Annotated in this window: 11 protein-coding genes; 7 read left to right on the forward strand and 4 right to left on the reverse strand. The window is 36.7% G+C overall.

What is annotated here, in order from left to right; all coding sequences use genetic code 11:
* Nucleotides 1-170: 170 nt before the first annotated feature.
* Nucleotides 171-506 (reverse strand): MerR family transcriptional regulator, encoded by a 336-nt coding sequence (locus tag ON09_RS09240; protein WP_010600781.1) that lies wholly within the window; start codon nt 504-506, stop codon nt 171-173.
* A gap of 118 nt (nt 507-624) precedes the next feature.
* Between ON09_RS09240 and alaS the strand changes: the two genes are divergently transcribed.
* A complete protein-coding gene (gene alaS, locus ON09_RS09245; protein ID WP_010600782.1) occupies nt 625-3,240 on the forward strand; it encodes an alanine--tRNA ligase in 2,616 nt (871 codons plus the stop codon).
* Between the two features lie 387 nt (nt 3,241-3,627).
* Nucleotides 3,628-4,227, forward strand: coding sequence for a hypothetical protein (locus ON09_RS09250; protein WP_010600783.1), 600 nt, complete (start codon nt 3,628-3,630; stop codon nt 4,225-4,227).
* A 35-nt stretch (nt 4,228-4,262) separates the two neighbouring features.
* Here ON09_RS09250 and ON09_RS09255 read toward each other — a convergent pair whose 3' ends face one another.
* Together ON09_RS09255 and ON09_RS24215 are read right to left on the reverse strand one after the other, a co-directional pair.
* On the reverse strand, nt 4,263-4,769 hold the full coding sequence (locus tag ON09_RS09255; protein ID WP_010600784.1) for a hypothetical protein: 507 nt from the start codon (nt 4,767-4,769) through the stop codon (nt 4,263-4,265).
* A gap of 120 nt (nt 4,770-4,889) precedes the next feature.
* Nucleotides 4,890-5,504 carry a hypothetical protein gene (locus ON09_RS24215; protein ID WP_010600785.1) on the reverse strand — a complete coding sequence of 205 codons (615 nt, stop codon included), beginning with the start codon at nt 5,502-5,504 and terminating at the stop codon, nt 4,890-4,892.
* Between the two features lie 141 nt (nt 5,505-5,645).
* On the opposite strand from ON09_RS24215, the gene gatB reads away from it, so the two are divergent.
* The 5 genes from gatB to ON09_RS09285 all read left to right on the forward strand — a co-directional run bounded on the left by gatB (nt 5,646) and on the right by ON09_RS09285 (nt 11,812).
* Nucleotides 5,646-7,100 carry an Asp-tRNA(Asn)/Glu-tRNA(Gln) amidotransferase subunit GatB gene (gene gatB, locus ON09_RS09265; protein ID WP_010600786.1) on the forward strand — a complete coding sequence of 485 codons (1,455 nt, stop codon included), beginning with the start codon at nt 5,646-5,648 and terminating at the stop codon, nt 7,098-7,100.
* A gap of 2 nt (nt 7,101-7,102) precedes the next feature.
* A complete protein-coding gene (locus tag ON09_RS09270; protein ID WP_010600787.1) occupies nt 7,103-8,215 on the forward strand; it encodes a TlpA disulfide reductase family protein in 1,113 nt (370 codons plus the stop codon).
* A 103-nt stretch (nt 8,216-8,318) separates the two neighbouring features.
* The gene (locus ON09_RS09275; RefSeq protein ID WP_010600788.1) at nt 8,319-9,008 is read left to right on the forward strand and encodes a response regulator transcription factor; all 690 of its coding nucleotides are present in this window, start codon (nt 8,319-8,321) and stop codon (nt 9,006-9,008) included.
* A 213-nt stretch (nt 9,009-9,221) separates the two neighbouring features.
* Entirely contained in the window at nt 9,222-9,944 is a 723-nt protein-coding gene (locus ON09_RS09280) for an RluA family pseudouridine synthase (protein WP_010600789.1), read from the forward strand.
* 77 nt (nt 9,945-10,021) lie between these two features.
* Nucleotides 10,022-11,812 (forward strand): chloride channel protein, encoded by a 1,791-nt coding sequence (locus ON09_RS09285; protein ID WP_010600790.1) that lies wholly within the window; start codon nt 10,022-10,024, stop codon nt 11,810-11,812.
* A 172-nt stretch (nt 11,813-11,984) separates the two neighbouring features.
* On the opposite strand, the gene ON09_RS09290 is transcribed toward ON09_RS09285, so the two are convergent.
* Nucleotides 11,985-13,195 (reverse strand): sigma-54-dependent transcriptional regulator (locus ON09_RS09290; protein ID WP_010600791.1); only part of this gene is annotated, 1,211 nt, incomplete at its 5' end.

Below are 13,195 nucleotides of genomic sequence, written 5' to 3' on the forward strand. Positions count from 1 at the left end.
GTTAAACCAGTAAATAAAAAATAGGGTGATTGTTGTTCGGTTATATTAAATATAGAAAATTATTTTGAAAGAAATAAAATCAAAAATTTAATCCATTTAAATTTAAATGTTGGGCAAGAAGATCCTAAAAAAAATCAGGGTGAAGAAATTTTATAACATTGCATTAAGTTTTACAACTCCTGCGCTAAATTCATTAAAAACCCTTTTAGCTTTTCCAGAGAATCTATGATCTTTTGATTTTCCTTTACATCGCCTTTATTGTTTTTTAAATGTTCTTTTGCACCTTTAAGTGTAAAGCCTTTTTCATCAACAAGGTTGAAGATAATTTTTAAGTTTTCGATATCTTCAGGGGTAAATAAACGATTACCTTTTTTGTTTTTCTTAGGTTGGAGAATATCGAATTCCTTTTCGTAAAAACGAATTTGCGATGCGTTAACATTAAACATTTCAGTCACTTCGCCCATGGTGTAATACATTTTATTAATGTCTCTTTCTTTATATGGCATAATTGGTGCTTGATTATGAGTGTTTTACATCGATTAATTAAAGTATTCAAATGTAGCTTGATTTTTCCTTATTAACGCAATAAAATTTTAATTTTGTTCCTCCAATTAATAAAATGTAATGACAGCACAAGAGATTAGACAGGCATTCCTTAGTTTTTTTGAATCGAAACAACATCATGTTGTTCCTTCGGCACCAATTGTAGTTAAAAATGATCCAACTTTGATGTTTACCAATGCGGGTATGAACCAATTTAAGGATTTATTTTTAGGCGAAGCCGCGATTAAATATGCCCGTGTTGCAGATACTCAACGCTGCTTACGTGTTTCTGGTAAGCATAACGATTTGGAAGAAGTGGGTATCGATACTTACCACCACACCATGTTCGAAATGCTGGGTAATTGGAGCTTTGGCGATTATTTTAAAAAGGATGCGATTGCCTGGAGCTGGGAATTACTAACGGAGATTTATAAAATTCCAAAGGATAAATTATATGTTACTTACTTTGAAGGTGATGAAAAAGAGGGCTTAGAAAAAGACCAGGAAGCGTACGACTTATGGAAACAATATGTTGATGAAAGCCACATTTTACCTGGGAATAAAAAAGATAATTTTTGGGAGATGGGCGATACCGGACCATGCGGGCCTTGCTCTGAAATTCATGTAGATTGTCGTACTGATGAAGAAAAAGCTTTGGTAGATGGCGCCACTTTGGTCAATGCAGATCATCCTCAGGTTATTGAAATCTGGAACAATGTATTTATGCAATTTAACCGTTTGAAAGATGGTTCACTTCAAAGTTTACCTGCTAAACACGTGGATACCGGAATGGGCTTTGAGCGTTTGGTACGTGTGCTTCAACAAAAAAGTTCCAACTACGATACTGATGTGTTCCAGCCCATGATTCAGTTTATTGCTGACAAATCTGGAATTAAATATGGTGCTAATGAGAAAACGGACATCGCTATGCGTGTAATGGCCGATCATATTCGTGCCATTGCTTTCGTAATTGCTGATGGTCAGCTGCCTTCAAATAATAAAGCAGGATATGTTATTCGTAGAATTTTACGTCGTGCTGTACGTTACGCTTACACTTTCTTAAATTTTAAAGAGCCATTTTTAAACCAGTTAGTACCTTTATTAGCTGAGCAATTTAAAGGTGTGTTTGATGAACTGATTTCTCAACAGTATTTCGTTCAGAAAGTAGTTTTAGAGGAAGAAGTTTCATTTTTAAGAACCTTATCAACAGGAATTCAACGTTTCGAAAGATATCAGGCAACAAATAATACAGTAGAAGGAAGTTTCGCTTTTGAACTATCTGATACATTTGGTTTTCCAATCGATCTAACTGAGTTAATGGCTAGAGAGAAGGGTTGGAGTGTTGATTTAGCTGGATACGAACAAGCGCTTAAAAAGCAAAAAGACGATAGTCGTGCTGCTACTGCCATTGACACCGGCGATTGGGTTATCGTTAATGCAGATGAACAAAGTGAGTTTGTTGGATATGATGACCTAGAAATCGAAACTGAAATTCTAAAATACCGTAAAGTTAAAGCAAAAGGGAAAGAGCAATATCAAATCGTTTTACGTCAAACACCTTTTTATGCAGAAAGCGGAGGGCAGGTAGGAGATACCGGACGTTTAGAAGATCATAGTAGACAGTTTTGGGTTGATATTACCGACACTAAAAAAGAAAATGGCTTAACCGTTCACTTCGCAGATATTCTTCCAGATAATTTGGAAGGAAAATTCTGGGCTGTGATTGATGAAGATAAACGCATTTTAACAGAGGATAATCACTCGGCTACGCATTTATTACATGCTGCTTTAAAGCAAGTTTTGGGTAATCATGTAAACCAAAAAGGTTCTCTTGTAAATGCTGATTATCTACGTTTTGACTTTTCTCATTTTGCTAAGGTGACAGATGACGAGCTGGCTCAAATCGAAGTAATCGTTAATCAGAAGATTAGACAAAATATTAAGTTAAAGGAAGAGAGAGATGTGCCTTATCAGGATGCAATTGAAAGTGGCGTGACTGCTTTGTTTGGCGAAAAATATGGCGATTTCGTTCGTATGATAACTTTTGATGATCATTTCTCGAAAGAGCTTTGTGGTGGTACACACGTAAAAGCAACAGGACAAATTGGTTCGTTTAAAATTGTTTCAGAAAGTGCAGTTGCGGCAGGTGTTCGAAGAATTGAAGCCATTACCGCTGACAAAGCAGAACAATATTTCTTAGACCAAAGAAAAGAATTAGGGCATTTAAAAGCTTTGTTAAATGGCTCAAAAGATTTATCAGCTTCAGTTCAGGCTTTGTTAGACGAAAATGCTAAACTTAAAAAAGAGATTGAAAAATCGACTTTAGAGCGTGTTAATAACTTAAAACATGAAATCGTTCATCACGTTCGTGGTATAAATGGAGTAAATTTGATTGCTAAGCACATCGATTTACAAAGCGCTGATGCAGTGAAAAATCTTGCATTTTCATTAAAAGATATGATTGATAACTTGTTCCTGGTTTTTACATCTGAAATTGATGGCAAACCTGGAATCACTGTAATGCTTTCTGATGATTTGGTTAAGAAAGGAATGAACGCATCAAATATCGTTCGTGAGTTAGGCAAAGAAATTCAAGGCGGTGGCGGTGGTCAGCCGTTTTATGCAACCGCTGGTGGTAAAAATTCTGCTGGTTTACCAAACGTGTTAAGTAAAGCTGAGGGTTTTATTTCACAATAATTTACAAAGAACCGTCATTGCGAGGCACGAAGCAATTTTTTCATGATAGAGTTGCTTCGTGTCTCGCAATGACGATCACAATAATGAAACTGGACTAATTGTTAGTTTTTCATTAATAGGTGTATCATCTTTGCAATTTAAACCCGATTGAAGTGGAAATACTTTTAAAAAGTAATAACCTTTAATATCTTTCATACTGAGGAACGAAGTATCTGCAAGCAATGAAGAAGATTCTTATTTCCTCAGAATGACAGAAGTTTTTTAAAAGATTGCAACGAAAGCGGGACTGCTTTAACCTAAACATTACTGCGATTGCTTTTCAAATTATTTATCAAATCGTATTTTAGTTTTAAAACTAATTTATTAGTTTCGTTTGAAAAAATCTAAATGAAAAAATCACTCTTAATGATCGTCTTCCTTGCTTCAATGAGCTGGTGTAAGGCACAAAGCAAAAACCCAGATAGCATATCAAAAGCAATCGAATCGAGATCAAAAGCAATTGGCCATGGTGGCAATAATGAGATCAAGATTAATCTTTTTTATGCTGTTTTGGCTATTCCTGAAATTACCTACGAAAGAATTATAGAAGACAATATGGGTGCTGGAATTTCTGTTGCTATTGGCGCAACAAATGAAAATGTTTTCGGAAGCAGAATTAATTATATCATTACCCCTCATTACCGATTATATTTTGGAAATAAAAAAGCGAATGGATTCTTTATAGAAGGGAATGCAGGAGTTATTTCATATAAAGAATATGACTATGCATCATTAGCTTATACCTCTTATCCGGCAGGATATAATTATACGCTACCAGAAATAAATTATACTTCTTTTGGGTTGGGTGCTGCCGCTGGTGCAAAGTTTTTAACAAGAAATGGCTTTTTAGGAGAAGCTTATTTAGGTTTAGGCAGAGTTTTTAGCAGCAAGAATAATGCAATAGAAGCCTACCCAAGGTTTGGTTTAACCATTGGTAAAAGATTTTAATCATAAAAAAGAGGCTATAAAGCCTCTTTTTTATTCTAATGTCTGCCGTGTTTTTCCCGGTGTCCTTTTGAGAATAAACTAGAATTTACTCTTCTGTCATGGTGTCGTTTATCAACTTTATACGATCTATAGTTATTTCTTCCGGGTGCGCTATATCTTACACGGTTTCCTCCACCATATGAAGACCTGTAGATGTTCGAACGATTTGAATATTTTACACGATGTGTATTGTAACTTCTGTACGGGCTATGACCATAAACCACAACCTTTCTACCGCGGTGCAAATCGTAACCTCTGTACCTGGCTGGTAAATGTCTGTTTCTAACCCATCGGTTCCCGTTTAGATAAACAAACTGACGTTGCGGAACGTAATAGTAAGATTGCACTTCGGGCAAATAATAATAATTAACGTTTTGATAACCCACCGGAACCCAGGCAGGCTGTGTGCCGATGTTCACATTTAAACTTACCTGAGCGTTAGATTGATTTGATGTTAAAGCCACGATACCTACAATCGCGGAGATGATTAATAACTTTTTCATAATCGTTTCTATTTGTGTATACTGATAGAATTCAAACGCTGTGCCAAATTTTCTATTGTAACAGAGATATAAAAAAAGGGAGCTTCTTTCGAAAACCCCCTCTACACAACTAAATAACTGCTATCCACGTCCTTCACCGTTATTTCTTTCAGGACGGTTATTAGACGCTTTTCTGTCATTCCCCGGTGCATTATTCCTACCAGGTTTTGCTTTCTGATTTGGTTTTACAATAGTTACCTGTGTGCGACTTGGGCGGTTGTTGTTATTTTGTGAGCGAACAACTTGCGTTGGTCTATTGATACTATTTCCATTATATTTCGGATGACCTTTTACCACATAATATTTACGATCACGACTATCTCTAATCACCGCCTGACGCCCGTTGTAATTTTTGAATTTACTGTATTTTGCTACATAAATGTCGTTTCTTAAATATGGTTTTGGTTCGTTGACCACAACTTTATAAGCATTGTAAACATCAAAGTTTCTGTATTGATTAGGTAAACTATTTACCCAAACCCAACGCCCGCCATTTGAATAAATATATTGGCTTGATGGAACATTGTAATAGGCGTCGATATCAGGAAAATAGTAATAGTCTACATGGTCGTAACCGGTAGGTCCCCAGGCTGGTTGTGAGCCGATATTGATACTTAAGTTAACTTGTGCTTTTGCATTGTTTATGCCGAATAATGAAACCATCAGAACTGCAGCAAATAATACTAACTTTTTCATAACTTTTTAATTTAAGGTTTCTTTTGTGTGTTAATTATTGAAATAGACAGAAGCATTACACAGTAGTTTAACTGTGGCAATTCGTTTTAACATTCTTTAACTATATTTGCCAAAGCAATACATAAAAGGCACAATTTTAATATGGGTTTAGGTACAAACCAAAGCAATTACGAACTCGTTTCAGGACTGGAAATACACGTTCAGTTAAATACCAATACAAAAATATTTTCTTCAGATAGTGCTTCTTTTGGGGCTTTGCCTAATCAAAATATTTCTACCGTATCGCTGGCCCTGCCGGGTGCTTTGCCAAAGCTTAATAAAGAAGTTGTGGCAAAAGCCATTAGGATTGGTCTTGCCTTAAATTGTACAATTAATCAAATCAATCATTTCGATAGGAAGAATTATTTCTATGCTGATTTACCAAAGGGATATCAGATTACACAGGATAATCAACCTATTTGTGTTAATGGCTTTCTTGAAGTGGAATTATCTGATGGTTCCAAGAAGAAAATTGGTATCAATAGAATCCATTTAGAAGAAGACGCCGGCAAGAGCATTCACGATCAGGATGATCATTATTCTTTAGTTGATTTAAACCGTGCAGGTGTACCTTTAATTGAGATTGTAACCGAGCCAGATATTCGCAGTGCAGAAGAAGCATCAGCTTTACTAAGCGAAATTAGAAAGTTAGTGCGCCACTTAGATGTAAGCGATGGAAACATGGAAGAGGGTAGTTTACGCTGTGATGCAAATATTTCAATCCGCGAAAGCGGAACAACGGAATTTGGTACCCGTTGTGAAGTAAAAAACTTAAATTCCATGCGTAACGTACGTAGGGCGATGGACTTTGAATTCGGCAGACAAGTAGAAGTAATTTCTAGCGGTGGTACCATTATTCAAAGTACATTAAATTTTGATGCAGATAAGGGTACAACCTCGCCAATGCGAACCAAAGAAGAAGCAAATGACTATCGCTATTTCTCTGATCCTGATTTACAGCCCATTTATATTTCTGATGATTGGTTGGCAGAAATAACATCAGCGATGCCGGCATTACCCAATGAAATTTCGAAACAAATGGTTTCAGAATTTGGTATTAGCAAAGCTGATGCAGCGCTATTTGCAGAAGACCTGGATTTATTAAATTATTTCAACCAGGCTTTGCCATTGGTTAACACGAAGAAAACTTTAATTAACTGGCTAATCGGGCCCATCAGAGCCGTATTGAGCGAAAAAGCTATCGGTATTGCTGATTACAAAATCAAACCCCAACAATTAGCTGCTGCGATTAATTTGGTTGATGATAAAAAAATTACCCAACAAATTGCCATCCAGCAATTATTGCCCGCACTTGAAGGAGCCGAAGATGATGTTGTAAGCCTAGCACAATCATTAAATCTATTAATATCCGAAAATAGTGATGAGTTAGGTGGATTTATCGATGATGTATTAAGCAAGTTTCCGGCGCAAGTAGAAGCCTATAAAAAAGGTAAAAAAGGTGTATTAGGTTTATTTGTAGGTGAAGTGATGAAGCTGGCAAAAGGTAAGGCTGATGCCAAAAAATTAAATGAATTGATACTTGAAAAACTAAAATAATAATGAAATTAAAAAACTTAAGCCTGATCTTATTGATCGCAGTTGCTTTCACAGCTTGTAAACCAAAAGATAGCTTTAACATTGACGGAACTTTTCAAAATCCGGGTACGGACAAGAAGGTTTATCTGTACGGAATGCAAAGTAGCCAGATGGTTGCTATTGATTCAACAAATTTATCTGAAAAAGGGGAGTTTAAATTTATTCGTAAAACACCATCTGTAGACTTTTTCAGGGTTTCAATTGGTAATCATGAGTTTATGTTAATTGCCAAAAATGGTGATGACATCAAGCTGGAAGCTGATTTAGCGGATAAAACAATGGCTTATAAAATCTCAGGTGCTAATGAGGTTGAAAAGTTATCAGAGTTAAATACGATTAGAAACAACTTCGCGAAGCAGGCAGAAAAACTCCAGGCCGATTTTGAAGCTAAGGTGGCTGAGCAACCTCAGAACAGGGCTAAGATTTTAGAAGATATGAGACCTCAGTATCAATCCTATATTAATCAGCTGAATTCGCAAATCATTAAATTTGCGAAGGATAACAAGGGAACGCTGGCAAGTTTCTATGCAATGAACACATTAAGTCCGCAAGAATATGAAGCCGAACTGGTAAAGTTTGCCGATGAAGTAAAGGAGGAGATTAAAGGAAATGCCACTGTAGATACTTTTGTAAAACAGATGGCGCTTTTAAAAACAGTGCAGGTTGGACAGATTGCACCTGCATTTACCATGAACACTGCAGATGGAAAAGCAATCAGCTTATCTGCTTATAAAGGAAAATATGTTTTATTAGATTTTTGGGCATCCTGGTGCCAACCTTGCCGTCAGGAAAACCCAAATGTAGTTAAAGCTTATAATCAATACAAAACTAAGAATTTCGATATTTTAGGGATTTCATTAGATACTGATAAAGCAGCTTGGTTGGGCGCAATAAAGGCAGATGGATTAACTTGGTCTCATGTTTCTGAATTAAAAGATTTCAATGGAGAAACCGTAAAGAAATATCAGGTTCAGGCTATTCCAACATCTTACATTATTGATCCAAATGGTAAGATAGCTGCTAAAAATCTTCGTGGCGCAGAATTGGAAGCTTATTTAGCAAAAACGTTACGTTAAAAGAAACTCAATGTTAACCTAATTTAAGTCGTTAACAATTTCTTAACTTAGCCTTAACTAATAGTTACATCAGAGACAGTACTTTCGTAACAAATATTTAACTATGAATAACGCAGGTCAGAAAATATTAATTGTTGATGATGAACCAGATATTCTGGAATTGATTGAGTACAATCTGAAAAAAGAAGGTTACCAGGTTTTTACCGCTTCTAACGGGCAGGAGGGAATTACGGTTGCTAAAAAGGTTCATCCAGACTTGATTATTCTTGATATCATGATGCCAAAGATGGACGGGATTGAAGCTTGTAGATTGATGAGAGCTATTCCTGATTTCAAAAATACATTCATGGTATTTTTAACGGCCAGAAGTGAAGAATATTCAGAAATCGCAGGTTTTAATGTAGGTGCTGATGATTACATTGCGAAACCAATTAAACCGCGTGCTTTAGTTAGCCGGATTAATGCAATTTTGCGAAGAAATACCGGAACGGAGGAAATATCGGAAAACAAGTTAGAAATTGGCGATCTGGTGATCGATCGTGAGGCCTACTTGGTATTTCAGAGTGGAAACAAAGTGGTTTTGGCAAAAAAGGAATTTGAATTATTATATCTTTTAGCCTCAAAACCCGGCAAGGTGTACACTCGTGAATCTATCCTTAAAAACATTTGGGAAGATTCAGTAGTGGTAACCAACCGCACCATTGATGTGCATATACGTAAACTCCGCGAAAAGCTTGGCGAAACTTACGTATCAACAGTAAAAGGTGTTGGTTATAAGTTCGAGCTTTCTTAATAAAATATTAACTATATTCAAACACAGATTAATGCAGATTTTCGCTGACGATTAATCTGTGTTTTTTTTGGTGACATTTTCAGTGAAGTCTTTTTGCTATCCCTGATTTCGGGATTAGCATTAAATTAAATAAGCCACAGAAATAAATTCAGGGTGACGACACCCTTAAAAGATAAAATCCGTATTTTTGTGCTTCATTAATAATTCTACAGTTTGAAGTACCCAAATTTTAAAGACCTTATTCTTTTCGAAGACAACGATTTCATCGTAATCAATAAACCTCCGTTTTTAGCTTCACTTGATGAAAGAGGCGGTTCGGGTGAAACCAATGTATTACGTTTAGCCAAACAATACAGCGACGATGCACAGGTTTGTCACCGTTTAGATAAAGAAACTTCAGGCGCTTTAATAATAGCTAAAAATCCCGAGGGTTATCGTCATGCATCTATGCAGTTCGAGCGTAGAAAAGTAAACAAAACTTATCATGCGGTTGTAGATGGGCATGTAATTTTTGATAAGTTATTAGTGGATTTACCTATCCTTAACGATGGAAACAAGAATGTAACCATTGACAGGGCGGAAGGTAAAAGAGCTGAAACGATTTTCGACTCGTTGAAATACTACAAGCATTACACTTTGGTTGAATGTAAGCCGATAACTGGCAGAATGCACCAGATTCGTATCCACCTGGCAACTCAACGTGCTGCAATTGTTGGCGATGATATGTATAAAGGAAAACCGGTGTTTCTTTCTTCCATTAAACGTGGTTACAGATTATCAAAGGGAGAGGAAGAGCAACCTATAATGAAACGTTTTGCACTACATGCTAAGCATTTGGTATTTAAAGGATTAAACGATCAGGATATTGTGATTGATGCCCCTTATCCTAAAGATTTTGCAACATTAATTAAGCAATTAGACAAGTTTGATGTTTAAATAAGCGCTTAATAAATATCGCCATCAAGCTTTTTTATTACTTTTGGAATATTCGCCCTCTATTAAATTTAAATAGAATGTATATCCGTTTTGTAAATTATCTTGATAATATTAATCAATACCGAAAATCAAAGATATCAAACCGTAATTTCCTGATTATTCTTGCAGTAGTTGTTGGAATCTTGGCGGGTTTAGCTGCAGCTGCGTTAAAAAGTTTAACACATCATATCGAAGAATTCCTCCAGTCAGATTGGCAATGGAAATACAAGTATTATCTGTACCTGCTTTTCCCTATGATTGGAATATTTTTTACTGTACTTTATATTAAATTTTTCATTCGTAAAAGTAAATTTGAAACAGGCCTGACACCACTTCTGTATGCCATTTCAAAAAAATCAAGCAGGGTAGAGCCACATAATATTTACTCTCAGATCATCACTGCGGCAATTACTGTAGGTTTCGGCGGTTCAACTGGTTTAGAAGCACCTATCGTCACCAGTGGTTCGGCTATTGGATCCAATCTGGGGCGATTTTTGGGCTTATCCTATCGTGAAATTACCATGCTGGTAGCTTGTGGTGCAGCTGCTGGTATTGCCGGTGCATTTAATAGTCCTGTTGCCGGAATCGTTTTCGCAATTGAAATATTGTTGCCAGAATTTACCATTCCGGCTTTTATTCCGCTTTTGCTATCTGCTGCAACCGCAGCCGTTGTGGCCAGGTTATTTTATACGCAGCAACTATTTTTTCTGGTAACCGAAGGCTGGAAAATAAATGCACTTTTCTATTATGTTATCCTGGCATTACTCATTGGTTTATTTTCGATCTATTTTACCAAAGCAAATTATGCCGTAAAGGGCTTTTTTTATAAAATCAAGCATCCTTACACAAAGATAGTTGTTGGCGGATTGATGCTTGGTGCGCTGGTTTTCCTTTTTCCGACACTTTATGGAGAAGGCTACATCACTATAAAAGGCCTGTTAAAAGGAGATTATTTAGCCGTAATCAATAACAGTATATTTTCTGATTATAGTACTGTTCCTGCTTTGGTAATACTATTTACCGTTGTAACCATTTTTATGAAATCAATTGCTACTCTGGTTACGTTAGGAGCAGGAGGTAATGGCGGTACTTTTGCACCCAGTTTAATTATGGGTGGGTTGATCGGTTTCATTTTCGCCTACGTAGTTAATCTTTCAGGTATTGCACACCTGGATGTCGCTAACTTTATCGTTGCAGGGATGGCTGCCGCTCTCGGTGCCATTATGCATGCGCCTTTAACGGGTATCTTTCTTATTGCAGAAATTACGGGGGGCTATATCCTGATGGTTCCGTTAATGATTACTACTGCCATTTCGTACGCAGTGAACAGAAGTGCGCAAAAACATTCTATTTATACAAAGGTGCTCGCTGATAAAGGCGAGTTGCTTTCGCATGAAGACAAAGACACTACGGTATTAAGTCAAATGAAGCTGAAATACCTGATAGAAAAAAATTATCCTAAAGTGGAAATGAATGATTTGATTGCCCTGAGAATGAATGAAATTGTTCAATCTCATAAAAATATCTGTGCAGTAACAGATGAACTAGGGGATTTTAAAGGCGTAATTTATGTTGAGGAGCTTTTCAATGAATTAATGCAAAACGAAAATAAAGACTTGTTAATTGCATCCTACTTAGTTCAGCAAGCGCCAAATACCATTAATGAAAGTGATGATTTAAAATCAGTGCTTAAAAAAATGGAGCAGGAAAATGCATGGATTTTACCGGTTATTAATAACGAAAACCAGTACAAAGGTTTTGTTTCCAAAACCGCCATTTTTAATAAATACAGGGCTTTACTTATGAGGCAAAATGATTATATGGGTTAGGCCCCCAACCTCCTAAAGGGGGCTTTTGACTTTCTAATAGTCTTGCTAGGTTTAAAATATTATCAAAAAAAAAGTTGGAACAAGATAAGAAAACTCTTTCTGTTCCAACTTTTGTATTATAAACCTCTCTTTATCCACCTCGCTGTTAGTTCCTACTTCAGGGGCTAAGGGCTTACTCAGCCCTTTTCAACCCAAACTTTTCAATCTTACTGTATAGATGACTGCGTTGAATATCGATTTCATCAGCAGTTTTGGAGACATTCCAATTGTTTTTTTCGAGTTTAAATTTAATAAACTCTTTCTCCGCATGATCTTTATAATCCTGGAAATTATTAAAGCTATCGAAAGATGATGACATTCCTGAACCTCCGGCTGCGCCAGCAATTTGAGTGCTTGTTGCAGCGCCAATGTTCGTTCCACCTCCAGGGTTAGCGAAAGCACGAACATCATTTTCAGTAATTACCTTTTCACTTAAAATAATCAATCGCTCAATCATGTTGTGCAGCTCACGAACGTTACCTGTCCAGGGTAGTGCTTGCAAAGCAGCCATTCCACCATCATTGATTTTTTTAACCGGCATACCGTAGTCATTGCAAATGCTTTCCAAAAAGTTTTGGGCAATTACCGGAATATCATCTGTACGTTCGGTTAAATGTGGAACGTGAATATTAATTACATTTAATCGGTGGTACAAATCCATACGGAAATTACCATCTTCAATTTCTTTTAATAAATCTTTATTGGTTGCCGCCAAAACGCGAACATTAACTTCAATCTCTTTTTCGCCACCAACACGTGATATTTTATGTTCCTGCAGAGCACGAAGCACTTTTGCCTGGGCTGAAAGACTCATATCTCCGATCTCATCCAGGAATAAAGTCCCGCCGTTTGCCAGTTCAAATTTACCAATGCGCTGCTTTACAGCAGAAGTAAATGAGCCTTTTTCGTGACCAAACAACTCACTTTCAATTAATTCTGAGGGAATTGCCGCACAGTTTACCTCGATTAGAGGGCTGTCTGCCCGGTTAGATTTTTCGTGTAACCAACGGGCTACCAACTCTTTACCACTACCATTTGCACCAGTAATTAAAACACGAGCTTCAGTAGGTGCAACCCTTTCAATGGTTTCTTTAATTTTAGAAATACTTTCCGATTCACCAAGGATTTCGCGGGTTTTGCTTGCTTTGCGTTTTAAAACTTTCGTTTCGGTAACCAAATTTCCACGGTCCAAACCATTGCGAACGGTAATTAGCAAACGGTTTAAATCTGGTGGTTTTGAAATAAAATCGAATGCACCTTTTTTGCTGGCCTCAATTGCGGTTTCAACCGTACCATGACCAGAAATCATAATGAATGGTAAATCAGGTTTAATGATCTGTGCTT

The organism is Pedobacter agri PB92, from assembly GCF_000258495.1.
In the GTDB taxonomy this organism is placed as follows: Bacteria; Bacteroidota; Bacteroidia; order Sphingobacteriales; family Sphingobacteriaceae; genus Pedobacter; species Pedobacter agri.

Excerpts from the sequence above, each read along its gene's own strand:
- ON09_RS09250 (WP_010600783.1), top strand. The coding sequence starts at position 3,628 with ATGAAAAAATCACTCTTAATGATCGTCTTCCTTGCTTCAATGAGCTGG.
- ON09_RS09255 (WP_010600784.1), bottom strand. The coding sequence starts at position 4,769 with ATGAAAAAGTTATTAATCATCTCCGCGATTGTAGGTATCGTGGCTTTA.
- ON09_RS09285 (WP_010600790.1), top strand. The coding sequence starts at position 10,022 with ATGTATATCCGTTTTGTAAATTATCTTGATAATATTAATCAATACCGA.
- ON09_RS24215 (WP_010600785.1), bottom strand. The coding sequence starts at position 5,504 with ATGAAAAAGTTAGTATTATTTGCTGCAGTTCTGATGGTTTCATTATTC.
- ON09_RS09240 (WP_010600781.1), bottom strand. The coding sequence starts at position 506 with ATGCCATATAAAGAAAGAGACATTAATAAAATGTATTACACCATGGGC.
- ON09_RS09270 (WP_010600787.1), top strand. The coding sequence starts at position 7,103 with ATGAAATTAAAAAACTTAAGCCTGATCTTATTGATCGCAGTTGCTTTC.
- ON09_RS09275 (WP_010600788.1), top strand. The coding sequence starts at position 8,319 with ATGAATAACGCAGGTCAGAAAATATTAATTGTTGATGATGAACCAGAT.
- alaS (WP_010600782.1), top strand. The coding sequence starts at position 625 with ATGACAGCACAAGAGATTAGACAGGCATTCCTTAGTTTTTTTGAATCG.
- gatB (WP_010600786.1), top strand. The coding sequence starts at position 5,646 with ATGGGTTTAGGTACAAACCAAAGCAATTACGAACTCGTTTCAGGACTG.